This window comes from Moorena producens 3L (assembly GCF_000211815.1).
In the GTDB taxonomy this organism is placed as follows: domain Bacteria; phylum Cyanobacteriota; class Cyanobacteriia; order Cyanobacteriales; family Coleofasciculaceae; genus Moorena; species Moorena producens.
The window spans coordinates 86,486-101,661 of the sequence record NZ_GL890848.1 but is presented as its reverse complement, the minus strand read 5'-3'; the positions used below and the strand labels follow the sequence as shown (position 1 = coordinate 101,661).

General features: G+C 42.8%; 11 protein-coding genes and 1 pseudogene. 7 read left to right on the top strand and 5 right to left on the bottom strand.

What is annotated here, in order from left to right; all coding sequences use genetic code 11:
* Positions 1–201 precede the first annotated feature (201 nt).
* Both LYNGBM3L_RS47225 and LYNGBM3L_RS47220 read right to left on the bottom strand, forming a co-directional pair.
* Positions 202–492: a hypothetical protein gene (locus LYNGBM3L_RS47225; protein WP_063747926.1), complete on the bottom strand. Its 291-nt coding sequence runs from the start codon at positions 490–492 to the stop codon at positions 202–204.
* A 37-nt stretch (positions 493–529) separates the two neighbouring features.
* Positions 530–817, bottom strand: a complete 288-nt coding sequence (locus tag LYNGBM3L_RS47220; protein ID WP_008182133.1) for a 1-acyl-sn-glycerol-3-phosphate acyltransferase — start codon at positions 815–817, stop codon at positions 530–532.
* Between the two features lie 612 nt (positions 818–1,429).
* On the opposite strand from LYNGBM3L_RS47220, the gene metG reads away from it, so the two are divergent.
* The 3 genes from metG to lptC all read left to right on the top strand — a co-directional run bounded on the left by metG (position 1,430) and on the right by lptC (position 5,889).
* A complete protein-coding gene (gene metG / locus LYNGBM3L_RS10395) occupies positions 1,430–3,022 on the top strand; it encodes a methionine--tRNA ligase (protein ID WP_008182132.1) in 1,593 nt (530 codons plus the stop codon).
* 103 nt (positions 3,023–3,125) lie between these two features.
* Positions 3,126–3,728: a LabA-like NYN domain-containing protein gene (locus tag LYNGBM3L_RS10390; RefSeq protein WP_008182130.1), complete on the top strand. Its 603-nt coding sequence runs from the start codon at positions 3,126–3,128 to the stop codon at positions 3,726–3,728.
* A gap of 1,018 nt (positions 3,729–4,746) precedes the next feature.
* A complete protein-coding gene (gene lptC / locus LYNGBM3L_RS10385) occupies positions 4,747–5,889 on the top strand; it encodes an LPS export ABC transporter periplasmic protein LptC (protein WP_044492588.1) in 1,143 nt (380 codons plus the stop codon).
* Positions 5,890–6,438: 549 nt separating this feature from the next.
* Here the strand turns inward: lptC and LYNGBM3L_RS10380 are convergent.
* Positions 6,439–7,770 carry a D-alanyl-D-alanine carboxypeptidase gene (locus LYNGBM3L_RS10380; RefSeq protein WP_008182125.1) on the bottom strand — a complete coding sequence of 444 codons (1,332 nt, stop codon included), beginning with the start codon at positions 7,768–7,770 and terminating at the stop codon, positions 6,439–6,441.
* A gap of 508 nt (positions 7,771–8,278) precedes the next feature.
* On the opposite strand from LYNGBM3L_RS10380, the gene plsX reads away from it, so the two are divergent.
* Both plsX and LYNGBM3L_RS10370 read left to right on the top strand, forming a co-directional pair.
* Entirely contained in the window at positions 8,279–9,328 is a 1,050-nt protein-coding gene (plsX, locus tag LYNGBM3L_RS10375; RefSeq protein ID WP_071986850.1) for a phosphate acyltransferase PlsX, read from the top strand.
* A gap of 413 nt (positions 9,329–9,741) precedes the next feature.
* The gene (locus LYNGBM3L_RS10370; protein WP_008182122.1) at positions 9,742–10,740 is read left to right on the top strand and encodes a beta-ketoacyl-ACP synthase III; all 999 of its coding nucleotides are present in this window, start codon (positions 9,742–9,744) and stop codon (positions 10,738–10,740) included.
* Positions 10,741–10,844: 104 nt separating this feature from the next.
* Here LYNGBM3L_RS10370 and LYNGBM3L_RS10365 read toward each other — a convergent pair whose 3' ends face one another.
* Both LYNGBM3L_RS10365 and cbiQ read right to left on the bottom strand, forming a co-directional pair.
* Positions 10,845–11,744: an energy-coupling factor ABC transporter ATP-binding protein gene (locus tag LYNGBM3L_RS10365; protein ID WP_008182120.1), complete on the bottom strand. Its 900-nt coding sequence runs from the start codon at positions 11,742–11,744 to the stop codon at positions 10,845–10,847.
* Between the two features lie 196 nt (positions 11,745–11,940).
* Positions 11,941–12,858, bottom strand: coding sequence for a cobalt ECF transporter T component CbiQ (gene cbiQ / locus LYNGBM3L_RS10360; protein ID WP_008182118.1), 918 nt, complete (start codon positions 12,856–12,858; stop codon positions 11,941–11,943).
* A gap of 734 nt (positions 12,859–13,592) precedes the next feature.
* On the opposite strand from cbiQ, the gene LYNGBM3L_RS10355 reads away from it, so the two are divergent.
* Both LYNGBM3L_RS10355 and LYNGBM3L_RS10350 read left to right on the top strand, forming a co-directional pair.
* The gene (locus LYNGBM3L_RS10355; RefSeq protein ID WP_008182116.1) at positions 13,593–14,270 is read left to right on the top strand and encodes a DUF4347 domain-containing protein; all 678 of its coding nucleotides are present in this window, start codon (positions 13,593–13,595) and stop codon (positions 14,268–14,270) included.
* 34 nt (positions 14,271–14,304) lie between these two features.
* Positions 14,305–15,149 (top strand): annotated as a pseudogene (locus tag LYNGBM3L_RS10350) (IS630 family transposase).
* The last annotated feature ends 27 nt before the right edge of the window (positions 15,150–15,176 follow it).

The window sequence follows — 15,176 nt, the reverse complement described above, 5'->3', positions numbered from 1 at the left end:
ACCTAGCAATTTAATACCGGCAGGTCTTAGAGGATATCTGAAAAGTTTTTTGATACTGAATTTTGCCCCCCTAGCCCCCCAATTCTGGGGGGAACAAGAATCCATTTGTTGGTAAAAGTCCCCCAAAATTGGGGGATTTAGGGGGCTTGAATGTAGCAAATGAGACTTCTCAGACAACCTCTTAGTAATGGACCACACAATCTATTTCCCTTGATAGTTCCGCTGTTTATCTGTAATCCAATAGCAATGTCGAACTAATACTGCCACACAACGATGAATAACCATCGGATGCCAACCCATTTGTTCAAATCGGGGTTCAGATCGGTCAAACAAACCTAACCATCGCAGCGGTATCACTGAGTGTACGATTTTTTCTTGGGAAGCGATCGCTAATAGGCGCGGCGCTGCCTGTTTAACTGATGTCCACAAAGCTAAGTGGGCAAAGCCTTTATAAAACTTACCTATTGCCAAAGGCTGAGTCAAATTCACCATTGGTTGGGCTCGGACTATAAACACCCCAACCCAATGATTATGTTCGAGAAACGGACTTGCCTGTTGTAAAAACGTCCACAGTATATGTTCTGGTTTTTCTAGAGGGAAACAACCCATCTGCTGGACAACCCACCCGCATCACTGGTACTTGTCCGATGTAATGATCACAAGCAATGGGGATTGGTTGCCCTAAGGCTACCATCAACAACGGGACATCTAGAAAGCCACGATGGTTGCTCACTACTACAACGGCAGATTTATGAGGAATGGGATCCTCATCGATATTGGAACATTTGTCTTCCCATTGCAGCAAGCAGCGCATCATAAAGCTGTAGGGGAAGATGGTCAGACATCAGTTTCAGTCATCAATTTCTAATCTAAATTAACATTTCTTAACATTGTTTTAAAATTCTATCTATTGACAGATGCCTTAAAGTAGAGATAATCAGGTGCAACACAACTAATGGTGATAGACTGCCAGTGACTACAAGTGTGTAGCTTGACACATTAGGCATTAAGCCAGTAGTAGAAAAAGCCTGTTAAATCTAAACTAGACTACTAACTTATGTTAATAATTAATTTTCCTTATAATCAAGTGACAGAAGGTGGCCTTGATTCCATTCCTTCAAGGCAGTGGGATAACTCATCGGCTGCTTATCATTAGTCCTTACTCATGAGTAACATACTAAGGACTAATGACTCCAAACCCCACAACTAAAATACGTGGAATGAGTTACAAGAGAATAAACAATTTTGAGTAACGTAAACTAAAAAGTAGCGACAGATACTTTTTAGAAAAGGTTAAAACTTAAGTAAATCTGATTAGATAAATACTACATAAAGTAACAACTAAAATTAATACTAGTAGGCATACACTACGTTAAAAATCACTTAAATAAGTTAAATCAGTTGGCTGGAGGGCGTTTTTAACACTCATATGATTCATACGAATACTACTAAAAATACATTTGCCATTACAACACCCCTTTACTATGTGAACGACTTACCCCATATCGGCAGTGCCTATACCACCATGGCATCTGATGCAGTAGCTCGTTTTCAACGGTTACGGGGCAAAGACGTACTGTTAATTACTGGCACAGATGAACATGGACAAAAAATTCAGCGGACTGCTGAAACTCAAGGGGTAGATCCTCAAGTACATTGCGACAAGATAGCTGCTGGATTTGATGTCCTCTGGCAAAAGCTCAATATCCAGTATGACCGTTTCAGCCGCACTACCGCTACCCGCCACCAAGCCATTGTCAAAGAATTTTTCATGCGGGTTTGGGATAATGGTGACATTTATCTGAGTCAACAACAAGGCTGGTACTGTGTCTCCTGTGAGGAATTCAAAGAGCAACGGGAACTCCTAGCTGGAAACCGCTGCTCGATTCACCCCAATCAAGAAGCGGAGTGGCGGGATGAGCAAAACTACTTTTTCCGGCTATCTAAATACCAAAAACAGCTAGAAGAACTTTACCAACAGCGACCAGATTTTATCCAACCGGAAAGTCGCCGTAATGAAGTGTTGAGTTTTGTCAGTCAGGGACTACAGGATTTTTCGATTTCGCGATTGAATGTCGATTGGGGCTTCCCAGTACCGGTTGATCCCAGCCACACCATCTATGTCTGGTTTGATGCCTTACTAGGCTACGTCACTGCCCTATTGGATCCCGATAGTGAACCAACCCTTGATAATGCCTTACAAAAATGGTGGCCGATCAATTTACATCTTATCGGTAAGGACATCCTGCGCTTTCATGCTGTATACTGGCCTGCCATGTTAATGTCAGCCTCTCTACCTGTTACAGGTCAAGTATTTGGTCATGGCTTTCTGACCAAAGATGGTCAAAAAATGGGAAAAAGTCTAGGCAATACCCTAGACCCAGTGGAGTTGGTAGATAAATACGGTGCTGATGCAATTCGCTATTATTTTCTAAAAGAGATTGAATTTGGGCGAGACGGGGATTTTAGTGAAACCCGTTTTATCGATATCGTCAATGCCGATTTAGCCAATGACCTAGGTAATTTGCTCAATCGCACCTTGGGAATGGCTAAAAAGTATTGTCAAGGTATTGTTCCAGGTTTAACTGGCTCAGATATTTCACAGGTCAATCCTCTGCTCGAAATTGGCTTAGATCTCGGTTCACAAGTCGCTAGGGCTTATGAATCCCTAGCGTTTAGCCAAGCTTGCCAAAAAATATTTACTCTGATTCGAGCCAGTAACAAATTTCTAGATCAGCAAGCTCCCTGGAGCTTGTATAAACAAGGAAAACAGCAAGAGGTTGAACAAGTGTTATATACAGTTTTAGAGTCAGTGCGCTTAGCTGCCTATCTCTTATCACCGATTATTCCCAGTATTAGTACGGAGATTTACCAACAACTAGGTTTTGCCATCGACTTTAGCCAAAAAGAACACATCTTTTTGGCTGCGCCCTATGTATCCCATGCATCTTGGGGGGTTTTAGCTCAAAACCAGAAGCTAGGAAAACCCAAACCGGTATTTGCACGACTGGAACTCGCCTAATTTGGTTCCGTCTTATTAACCAAAAACTTAATCGGCATCTTACCTTAATGCTGATTAAGTAAAAATTTTTTTAATTTTTTTTTAACAAAGAGGTATAATAAAAATGCTGAGCCATTATAATCATGACCCAATTTTTACACCTGAACAAGTCCTAGAAAACCGTGGTCGTGTTGCCATCTTTATCGATGGTTCAAACTTATTTTATGCTGCCCTTCAACTAGGGATTGAAATTGACTACACTAAGCTATTGTGTCGTTTGACAGCAGGGTCTAGGCTACTACGCTCTTTCTTTTACACTGGTGTTGATCGTACTAATGAGAAGCAGCAGGGCTTTCTGCTTTGGATGCGTCGTAATGGCTACCGAGTAATTGCCAAAGATTTAGTGCAGCTACCAGATGGCTCAAAAAAAGCGAATCTGGATGTAGAAATTGCTGTTGACATGATGGCACTAGTGGGTTCCTACGACACAGCAGTTCTAGTCAGTGGAGATGGCGATCTTGCCTATGCAGTGGATTCTGTAAGTTATCGGGGAGTTCGGGTTGAGGTGGTCAGCCTACGCTCCATGACCAGTGACAGTCTAATTAATGTAGCCGACCGCTATATTGACCTTGATACCATCCAAGAAAGTATCCAAAAAACACCCAAACAAAACTATACTTACCGTCCGTTGTCTGGGTTCAATGTGATGGATGAACAGCACAAATAGTTTGGTGATTAGTGATTAGTGATTAGTGATTAGTCATTAGGTAAGCATTCAGCTATCAGCTATCAGCTATCAGCTATCAGCTAATGCGCTACTTGAGTTGCTACTTGAGGTGCTTTTGAATGAAAGAGGTAAGCATTCGTTTAATCTCAGTTAAGTCTGCTGACGGCTGACGGCTGTTCGCGCAGCGTGAGCTTTTAGCTCACGGCTGACGGCTGACGGCTGACGGCTGAGAGCTGACGGCTGAATACTTACGTCATTAGTCATTAGTCATTGTCATTGGTGATTATGGTCTGTCTGATGGGGTCGAAACTACGATGTAGGTGTGTGGGCGTTTGTTTCTCATGTCTTGTAGCATTCGGGCAGTAATTAGTGGCTGAAACCCTATAGTTTATGTCCGATGCTTTGCCCTCCTATAGTTGACATACAGACCTTATTCATGGAGTAGGGTAAAACATCTAAAAACTTAAAGCTAAGCAACTACGTCAAGTATAGCTGAGGGGGTAACAGATCGCCTATAATCATTAACTCATCTGGGTTTGGTCAATTCAGTTACAAAACTTATATCCAAATTGAAGGAAATAATCAGGGATTGAGTTCTCAGTCATTGAAAATATTCTGCCGAGCGCTGAGGGGGTGAAAGGTAGGCTATAATCCTTATCTGGTCATGATGCGCGTCAATTCAGTTACCCAACTTATCAACCGGATTTTTCGACCACTTGGACGAAAGAATCAGGGATTGAGTTCTCAGTCATTGAAAATATGCTCATGATTGTCTAGGTATAGTTTGGGATGATAGTGACCTTAAACCTAGAGCTGACAAGGACTTTGGGGGGCTTGTCGCCCCCCAGGAACTATAGAGGTTATAAAAACTTCTAATAACTAGTAATAACTACTATAGCGTTTCCTAGTAAGCAATTTTTATAAAAATTCCTTTTTTAAATCGATACAAGTCTTTATGATTAAGCTTTGTATCGATTATTTTATAGTCATTTATCCTAACCACACGCTCTTAAGCCATATGTTTTTATACTCCAAGAGATGTCTTAAATTTTTTATTTTGATTTTCATGGTTTACTCATTATCTGGCTGTAAGAGTGAGCCGAAACCATTAAATCAAGTTCAGGAAGACACTAACGTTACTGAAAAAATTGAAGGAAGTCTAGTCTTTAAAAACGTCACTCTAGATCAGTCAGATAAGCAAGGTCGTCCTCTATGGAAAGTTACTGGAGATAAAGCGACTTACTCTCCAGATAGAAAAATCGCTTACATTGAGAAACCCAATGGGGATTTGTATCAAGATGGGAAACTGATCTTACAGGTCTCAGCCCAGAGTGGGGAAATCCTAGAGAATGGTGAGATAGTGTTTCTCAAAGGTCAGGTCACGGCTACAGATCCCCGTAATGGTGCTGTGTTACGAGGTGATGAGTCTGAGTGGAAACCTAAGGAAGATTTGTTAGTTATCCGCAATAACGTTAAAGGTAATCACCCTAAACTACAAGCATCCGCAAAAGAAGGGCGTTACTTAAGTCGCACCCAGAATTTGGAATTAATTGGTCAAGTAGCAGCCATATCGAAAGACCCAAACTTGCAAATGAAAACGGAACGTTTGCTCTGGCAAATCGAACAACAGAAGGTAATTGGTAACAAAAGGATATTTATTGAGCGCTATAAAAATAAGGTAGTAACAGAACGAGTGGAAGCAGACAATTCTGAGGTAAACCTTAAGGCAAATATAGCAACTCTCAAGAAAAATGTGCAGTTGACTTCGGTTGAACCACCGGTCGTGATATCGAGTAATTCAGCAGTTTGGAATTTGAATGATAAAACTGTTGTGTCCGATCAGCCGGTTAGAATTGTTCACCAGCAGGAGAAAGTGATGGTAACAGCTAACAGGGGACGGGTAGATTTGGGCAAGAAAGTAGTTAGATTAACTGGAGGAGTACAAGGGGAGGGAAGCCGTAAGCAATCCAAACTATACGCTAATCAGCTAACTTGGGATATCCCCACCCAACAGATGGAAGCCTCAGGTAATGTAATATATGAACAAGTTTCACCCCAATTTAATACGACTGGTGATAAAGCAGTGGGTAACCTGGAAGCTCAAGATATTTTAGTAACTAGTGGTGTTGGGGAAAGAGTGGTAACAGAAATTATTCCTTGAGCGGGTTGAAAGTTGAAAGTTTAAGGTTAAAGGTTGAACGCGAACCCGTGGCCTTTTGGCCAAGGTTGACTATAACGTGACATACTCCCACACGCTCATCGAAGATTACAGTGTGGGCTTCTTACCAACTCCAGCCATCACTATCGGCTTTCGCCGACGCGGGGCGCGAACGGATACACGGGTTACTTTATTAACGACACGGGATGCCCCGACCCACCGGAACAATACAATAAGTTCTATTTTTTAGGCACGTAAGTGGCTGACTTGCCCAGCATTTAAGGCCGTAGGCCACGCTACGCGAACGGCTTTGTTTATCAGTACATATATTATAGCAATTTTATAATACCCTGTGCAAAATTCATCCCACACCTAATGCTACGCATTAGGTGTGGGATGAATTTTGCCGGACAGCTAAATTAATTTATTGCTGAGACTGGCTTTGGAGCCGTTGCTCAACCCTTGAACTTAACTGTTGAAGGTTGACCGTCAACGGTCAACCTTCAACCTTCAACCTTCAACAAAATTTCAAGCCGACTCAATATCTATTTGCTATTTTTTATTTTCAATCAGCAAGGTACTGCTGATTTTTTCAATACGCTTGGGATCACCAATGATCAATGGTTTATGGGTTTGATTGCTACTCTTTTGGGTAAGGGCACCCCACTCGACAGACAGGCGTTGCAGTAGCTGATCCTGTTTTGCCCGAAATTCTAGGATATCGTTGCCACCATTAATGATGGCAAACCACACTAAACCGCGATCGCGTGTTGGGAGAAAACCAGCTAGAGCACTAACTTCTCTGAGAGTTCCGGTTTTAATCACAGCCCCTGGGGGAATGTTACGGTCGAGCATGGTCCCCTTAGTATCCCGTCCAGCTAGGGGGAAGACATCCCTAAGATTAAGCTGGTAAGGCTGTAAAAAGCGCTCAATAGCCATGAGCATAGCACAAGCAGCACGGGGGGAAATTCGATTCTCCATACCTAAGCCAGAGCCATTAATCAACTGAATTTCGCTACCGGGTAAACCAGCTGACCTAGCCGCCAACCGAGCGGTTGTCTGAGCACCGCCAATGGCTTGAGACAACATCTGAGATACGTCGTTGTTACTGTAGATGTTCATCTCTCTAAGAATATCTACCAGGGGCAAAGACTTGTGGAGTAACAGATATTCTTGCTTGGGAATGGGAGTATCAGATACAACTACATTCCCAGCAATTTCTAATTGGGGTTTCTCGGTTCCTTTGGGCATGGCTTGATATTGGCGGAGAATCTGCCAAGACCAGCTGCTGGATTTTAAGGCTTGCAAGAGTTGTCCACCAGCAATTTCTGGGTTGTCCTTATCATTCATAGTGAAATGGCCAATGATGACTAAATTCCCAGTGACCCGGCGGATTCCCAGTTGATTTAGGCTATTACCCAATGCGATCGCTTCTTCCCACACAAAAAACGGGTCGCTACCACCAGTAATTACCAAATCTCCCTGCAATACCCCATCTTTAACTATTCCGGTGGCACTGACTCTAGTTTCAAATTGATGAGCTGGTCCCCATTGCTGTAATGCCGCTAGACTAGTGGCAATTTTCGTGATTGAAGCTGCGGGTATTGGAACATTTCCCCGGTGGGTCGCCAGTCTAGTCAGTCCCGATTGAATCCATACTCCTTGCTTAACTGCTGAACCTTGAACACGCCATTTTTCTATGAATTCAGCCACAATCGCTTCAGCAGACGGGTCTGGTTCAGCTGGCAAGCTAAACAAGGAGGTATCCCGCCAAGCCATCAGTTGAGCTTGATCAAGGTTGATCGGTTGCAGAATTCTCCAAAGTTTCACAGATATAACGACAAACGCACCGGCCAGCATCCCAGCAGCAAGTTGTTTTAGCATTCACTACACCACATTTGTTTCTTGAGGCTGCTCTATTTTAGATACTGAATGCTGCTACTGTTAAGTCCTAATCAATGATTCTCAGGAAGTTTCCGGTTTGTCGTAGGGTTTATCTGGTATAATTGTCTTAACAGCCACAGAAGCTTGAGATTTGGGAGTCTGCTGATCAAGACGACCTAAGCAATAATCGAGCTAAGAGCAATTGTTGTATCAAACAACAGTTAAGTTGTTCTGTAGTAAATGCATTGGCTGTAAGCAAAAGCGCTTTTGGGATTTTCCGGCAAAGCCAACACAGATACCTCCTCGTCAATTGTTAATTGACGTGCTATACACGGATTCCGGCTATGGGGCGGAATTACCGGGTTAAATGTATCTGAACAGTTCTGTTGAGAACATGTCACCATGCAAGTCTTTCGGGTCCCAAATCTCAAGTTAAACAGATCACATTGTTTACTATTCCAGGTAATGGTTCTGGTAAGATGTGGAAGGTTTCTATAAACTTTGAGCAATGGCATCGACTGGCGCACGAATCGCAATAGACGCTATGGGCGGGGATTATGCCCCCCATGAAATAGTTGCTGGAGCTATTAGAGCACAAGCTGAGTTAGGGGTAGAGGTATTGTTGGTAGGGGATCCTGAGCAAATCAGATCCTCTATTGCCCAACACCACGGATCAAGTCAGATAGAAATTGTAGCTGCTGATGGTGTCGTTGCCATGGGTGAAGAACCCTTGGTGAGCTTGAAGCGTAAGCCCAACGCTTCTATTAACGTAGCCATGGACTTAGTCAAGGAAGGACGTGCTGACGCTGTAGTCTGTGCTGGGCACTCTGGGGCAGCCATGGCAGCGGCTCTATTGCGCTTAGGGCGTCTGCCAGGGATTGACCGTCCCGCAATTGGCGCAGTGTTTCCTACCATCATGGCTGGCAAGCCAGTGATTATAATGGACGTGGGGGCAATTGTGGATTGTCGCCCTAAATATCTAGAGCAGTTTGCCATCATGGGGTCAGTATATAGCAAGTATGTCTTGGGCATGGAAGAGCCTAAGGTGGGTCTGCTAAACATTGGTGAGGAAGAGTGTAAAGGCAATGATTTGGCCATCCGCACTCATCAACTGCTACGAAAGAATTCCAGAATAAACTTTATTGGCAATGCTGAGGGTAGAGATGTACTCTCAGGTCAGTTTGATGTAATTGTGTGCGATGGCTTTGTGGGCAATATACTGCTCAAGTTTGCCGAAGCAGTAGGGGAGGTGATGCTGCAAATTATCCGAGAAGAACTGCCTCAAGGGATACAAGGTCAGCTAGGTACAGCGTTGTTAAAACCCAACTTGAAGCGGATTAAGCAGCGTATGGATCATGCCGAACATGGCGGTGCTCTACTCTTGGGGGTGGCAGGAATTTGTATTATTAGTCACGGTAGCTCCCAAGCCCCATCGATTTTTAACGCCATTCGGTTGGCTCAAGAAGCCATTGATCACCGAGTACTAGAGCGGATTAAAGCTAATCACTTCAAAAAGTCTAAGAAATCAGTGGCTACTAATTCCAGCAGTGAGGAGTAAGGCATGATCGACTGATCAGCATTTCAAGGCTACCATTAGCGCAACTGTTTTTTTGTTGACGGTTGACCGTTGGCGGTTGAAAGTTTATGGTTAACCGTTAACCTTAAGAGTGTCAAGCATGGGGACTAAACTTTGACTAGCTGATCAAGTCTCGTGTTAGAATTCCTTAGCGGAATTGCCCACCGTATTAGGGTGGCGATCGATAACGGTAATTACAAGAGGGTTCCGTGATAATGGCAGATTGTTAGCTTGAGCGTCCCACAAGCCTCACAACATAGTTGTTTAAGGCTTGTGTGCTATAGTTGAGTGTGGCATTGATGGCAAGATTGACCAATCACCAGTCTTTCCGCCTTCTCCCTAAGCAGCGAACTTGGGAAGAGAAAAACATGGGATGCAACTGATGGAGAATAGCCTTGAATCAACTAGGAACAGGCATTGCTATTACCGGAAGCGGTTCCGCAGCGTCAGAGGTTACCCTCGATAACCATCAACTAAGCCAAATGGTTGATACATCGGATGAGTGGATTACCACCCGTACCGGAATTCGGCAAAGGCATCTGGTGCATGCACAAGGGAGTCTAAGTGAGATGGCTACTGGGGCAGCAAGGAATGCGATCGCTATGGCTGGAATTGCTCCTGATGACCTAGATATGATTATCCTAGCCACCTCAACCCCGGATGATCTGTTTGGCAGTGCTAATCAAGTTCAGGCACTCCTGGGAGCATCAAAAGCAGTTGCCTTTGATATAACCGCAGCCTGCTCAGGGTTCGTCTTTGGACTGGCTACAGCGTCCCAATTTATCCGCACTGGCGTTTACCAAAATGTCTTACTAATTGGTGCCGATATTCTCTCAAGGTGGGTGGATTGGTCAGACCGAAGTACTTGTGTACTATTTGGAGATGGTGCTGGGGCTGTAGTTTTGCAGGGAAATCAATCCGATCGCTTACTGGGATTTGCACTGTGTAGTGATGGTACCCAAAATAGCTGTCTTCAGTTAGCCTATAAATCACAACAGCAGGAAATTGTCAAGGGTTTGACTGTTGGTAAAGGGACTTATCAGCCCATTACCATGAGTGGCAAAGAGGTTTATCGCTTTGCAGTGCAAAAGGTACCAGAAGTGATTGAAAAAGCATTATTCCGAGCCGATCTCAGCACTGAACAGGTGGATTGGCTGGTCTTGCATCAAGCTAATCAGCGGATTCTGGATGCAGTTGCCCAACGTCTGAAGATTCCTAAGCACAAGGTTCTAAGTAATCTCGCTCAATATGGTAATACGTCAGCGGCTTCTATACCTATAGTGTTGGATGAAGCAGTGCGGCTTGAGAAAATTAAATCAGGAGATATTATAGCTACCTCCGGCTTTGGTGCAGGATTGACTTGGGGAGCAGCGGTTTTTAAGTGGGGAAGGTAATTGAATTACTCCAGCACCATCCTGCTGACCAAGTTAATCATTCTTGACGGTTAACAATCAACAGTCAACCGCCAACGACTAACTTTTCACTGATTACTGATAACTTAAACTATAGAGTGAGGCTTTTCCAAACCATGAGCCTCCATCAGCTCCTGATTAGCCATCACCTGTTGAGGAGGACCGTCAGCAATAATTTGCCCTTCGTCAAGTAGCAAAACGCGATCGCATACTTCTAAAATCAGTTCTAGGTCATGGGAGGAAATCAGTATTGTCTCCTGGGACCCTTTCAAAAAGCTAATCAAGCGACGCCGGGAACGAAGGTCAAGATTCGCACTGGGTTCATCGTAAAGCACTAGGGATGGACCCATGGCTAAAACCCCTGCGATCGCTACCATACACTTCTGACCCCCAGACAGGTTGTGGGGAACTCGAGCCGCTAAGTGTTCCACACCCGTCAGGGATAGGGCTTCTTGAACTCGCTGTTCAACCTCAACCGTTGGTAACCCCATATTCTCTGGTCCAAAGGCTACGTCATCCCAGACCGAAGGGGAAAATAACTGGTCATCGGGATTCTGAAACACCAGACCAATTTCTGGGCGAAACTCACCCGCTACCACAGGTTTGCCAAATAACAGCATCACTCTTGCCCTAGTTGGTTTTAAAATGCCACAGATGGTCAGAAATAGGGTAGTTTTACCAGCACCATTCGGACCAATTAAACCCACCCGTTCTCCTGGCTTAATGGTGAGATTGATATTGCGTAAACTATCCGGTTGGTCTGGGTAAGAAAAATACAGACTATCAATGGCAAGGGCGTAGTGTAAGGAAGTAGGTGACTGATAGGGTTCAATGTAATCTTCTCGGTAAAAAAATTCTTGTTGTTGCTGGGTCACGGTAAAAGTCTGAAGGATGAAGTCTGTTCGCGTAGCGTGGCCGAAAGGCCAAGAATGAAGTCGTTTCGCCTGATAGCGTTCGGTGTAGGCTAGGATAAATTCAGCAGCCATATTAATTACGGCTAATCACTTATAGTCGGGGTGAGGGAATTGTGTTAAGTGTTAATTTAATTATTAATTTTATTTAATTTAAATTAACAAAACCCCAACCCAAACCCTAAACTTATAAGTCGTTAACCGGAATCAATATTACCTTGATTTGATTACCATTAATTAGTTATCATTGATGAGTCTTAATTCGCTTCGGTCATGCTTCTGTTAACAGAATTTCGGCGATCACAAATCCTACTGAAATCAAGCTAGTCAGTCCCAAAGCAATGTAGTGGTGGAAACTAGCAGTGTTTGTACTAGACCCCATACGCTTTCCCCTAGGAAGGGGTAATGAAAAGCTCTGTGTTCTAGTCTCTCTTGTCACACCAGAACTTTCAGAAACCATAAATTGAGAGGTGTTACTATACCCTCGTAAAATCATCGCTTTATAGACTTGCTGGGATTGCTGGTAACTGCGCACCAAAAGTGTTCCGGTTAGGGAAGCTAAAAGTCTCAGGTTACGGTAAGTACGGGCGAAGGATTCCAGTAGCGAAGCAACTGGGTGACCTCCAAATTCCTGCCATGAAAGCTTTGGTCCTTTGGCACGAAAACCTCGCAGCTGCATTGCCCGCTTCATTTTAGCTAGGTCGTTACTAAATTGCTCAATATAGCGGTAAGACAACAGAGTCATATCCGCTAGCAGTGATGGCAGACCAAGCGATCGCATAGCTTTGATGTTGGTCAAAAAGGGTGCGGTGCCAAATAAAATCACACTAATGGTGAGAATACATAGGAAACGGGTGGCAATCAGCACTAGGGTTAGCAGTCCTTCCTGTCGCAGAGCGATTGGACCAAGGTGGATGATCACGGTAGTGCCTACTGTGAAGGGGAGTAGCAGTGTAATCCCTAACAGAAAAAATCCCGGATAGCGCAACCGATTCAACAGAAAGGACAGTGGCAGGCGAGAGACTCGATAAAAAATTAGGGTCAGAGCCACCATCGGTGGTAGCACTATCAAATGCTGTACAAAGGAAAACGCGAAAATTAGGGTTAATAGGGCAATTAGCTTAGCACGAGGTTCCCAACTGTGGATGGGGGAGTCCAAGTGAGCGTAGGCATCAAGTCCATGTTTCATTTAGTCATTTATGATTGTTATTGGTGATTGCTAATTGGGTCTAATCAACATAGGAGCCATAGATTCTATCGCTCCACTTCACCCTTGATACTTCATACTTGATACTTCATACTTGATACTTCACCCTTCATCCTTCATATTTTCTCCATGACCTATGACTCAGTTAGGATCAATCCCTAAGCTAATCAGAATTTAAATTCACTCATACAGTGTATTGGGGGAAAAACGTCAATACCTCTTCCCATGCCCCCATGCCCCCATATTCCCATCAGCTCAGATCGGCACATGAGATTCGCCCAAATTAGATTAGTCCACAAGTGATCACGAGGATATGAGCAAGCACTATATCATCAAAGTGCTGTGCTTTTGTCTTAAACACGTTTAGCCTTTCTTTTTTAACTATACACAAATAAATATGAAATCAAAATCTATCCCTTTTGCCTCTAGCATGCATGCATGCATGCCTTGTCAACACCCACGGTTTATGAGACTTATGCAAGAGGTGTAATAATTAAATTATATATAGTGTAATTAGAGCCTCCAATATTCAGTTAGTTATATAGTTTTGTATAAGTTACAAAAGTTTATCAAAATAGTTACAAAAGTTTATATAAAACTGTAGAAAAATTAGGTTTTTGGATTGATTAACCAAGTGAGAGGTGTTCCGGATTAAATCATCTCGCATAAATACAACGCCTTATAGTCAATCTAAAATTCCAAATCAGGATTATAGAATGCTAACCACCAAAGATGTAAGCAGCAACGATCTCGATAAGTCCTTAAACTTTTACGTAACTGATCAACACAACCCTTTAATAGGTGACTCCAAAATCTCTAGGACTATTATCTTTATTGACTCAGGGGTTGATGATTATCAGAGTTTAGTTAATGGTACGGTACCGGAAAGTGACGTAATTGTCCTGGAATCTACACAGGATGGCGTGGCACAAATTACCAAGGCTCTGCAAGGACGCACTGATATTTCTGCTATTCACATCGTTTCTCACGGTTCACCGGGGTGTTTGTATTTAGGGAATAGCCAACTTAGTCTAGATACTTTAAACCATTACCTCCCTCAATTAAAAACTTGGTCAACGACTGATTCAGCCACTCCTATTCTCCTCTACGGCTGCAATGTTGCTGGTGGAGATGCTGGTACAGAATTTTTGGAACGACTACACCAAATAACTGGTACTGACATTGCGGCTTCTGCGAACCGCACGGGTAATGCTGCCTTGGGTGGTGATTGGAATCTAGAATGTTGTACGGGTCAGATTGGTGTAGATTCAGCATTTTTGCCAGAATTGATGCAGGTATATCAAGGAGTTTTTGCTGTGTCCTTTAGCAACGCTAACAACTTTCCAGTAGGAACTATAGTTGTTTCAATTAAGGATAAGACGGTGATGAGGTAAAATGAAAAGGGTATATTTTCAATAACTGACAGCAATGCCATACAGTCTAGATTTCAGAAAAAAAGTAATAAACTATATAGAAAAAGGTGGAAAAATTACAGAGGCAGCGAAAGTATTTGGGATAGGAAGAGCGACAATATACAAGTGGTTGAATCGTTCCGAACTAAAGGCTAATAAAGTAGAACGTCGTCAAAGAAAGCTAGATTGGAAAGCCTTAGAACAAGATGTCAAAGAAAATCCAGATGCTAAATTAATAGAGAGAGCCAAAAAATTTGGAGTGCGCCCAAGTGCAATATTATACGCACTCAAAAAAATGAAAATAACTCGTAAAAAAAAAGAACTTCGTTATCGGGAAAGAGATAGGAAAGAAAGAATAAAGTATTTAAGAGCATTAAGAGAATTAATAAAAATATCTGGAATTAAAAGCCTTGTATTCATTGATGAGTCGGGGTTTGACAAAATACAGTCATGCCTTTATGGATGGTCAAAAAAAGGGAAAAAACTGTATGGTGAACAAACAGGAAAACGAATAAAAAGAGAAAATTTAGTAGCAGGAAGAAGGAAGAAATCAAAAGATTTAATAGCCCCTTGTTTAGTGGTAGTCTTAATGCAGAAGTATTTGAAGGATGGTTAAGCCAATATTTATTAGCCTCATTAACAATTCCTTCAGTATTAATTATGGATAATGCACCAATTCATAGAAAAAATGCAATTAGAGAATTAGTAGAGTCAGCCGGTCATCAAGTATTATTTTTGCCGAAATACTCTCCAGATTTCAATGATATAGAGCATGATTTTAGTGCTTTAAAGAGAGCCAGAATGTATACTTCTATAGACACTTCTCTGGATGAAGTAATTCGTGAATATTGTGCTTCTTAGTGTCTCCTCCTTATTTAAAATAACTAT

Excerpts from the sequence above, each read along its gene's own strand:
- LYNGBM3L_RS47225 (WP_063747926.1), bottom strand. The coding sequence starts at position 492 with ATGGTGAATTTGACTCAGCCTTTGGCAATAGGTAAGTTTTATAAAGGC.
- LYNGBM3L_RS47220 (WP_008182133.1), bottom strand. The coding sequence starts at position 817 with ATGATGCGCTGCTTGCTGCAATGGGAAGACAAATGTTCCAATATCGAT.
- metG (WP_008182132.1), top strand. The coding sequence starts at position 1,430 with ATGATTCATACGAATACTACTAAAAATACATTTGCCATTACAACACCC.
- LYNGBM3L_RS10390 (WP_008182130.1), top strand. The coding sequence starts at position 3,126 with ATGCTGAGCCATTATAATCATGACCCAATTTTTACACCTGAACAAGTC.
- lptC (WP_044492588.1), top strand. The coding sequence starts at position 4,747 with ATGTTTTTATACTCCAAGAGATGTCTTAAATTTTTTATTTTGATTTTC.
- LYNGBM3L_RS10380 (WP_008182125.1), bottom strand. The coding sequence starts at position 7,770 with ATGCTAAAACAACTTGCTGCTGGGATGCTGGCCGGTGCGTTTGTCGTT.
- plsX (WP_071986850.1), top strand. The coding sequence starts at position 8,279 with ATGGCATCGACTGGCGCACGAATCGCAATAGACGCTATGGGCGGGGAT.
- LYNGBM3L_RS10365 (WP_008182120.1), bottom strand. The coding sequence starts at position 11,744 with ATGGCTGCTGAATTTATCCTAGCCTACACCGAACGCTATCAGGCGAAA.
- cbiQ (WP_008182118.1), bottom strand. The coding sequence starts at position 12,858 with ATGAAACATGGACTTGATGCCTACGCTCACTTGGACTCCCCCATCCAC.
- LYNGBM3L_RS10355 (WP_008182116.1), top strand. The coding sequence starts at position 13,593 with ATGCTAACCACCAAAGATGTAAGCAGCAACGATCTCGATAAGTCCTTA.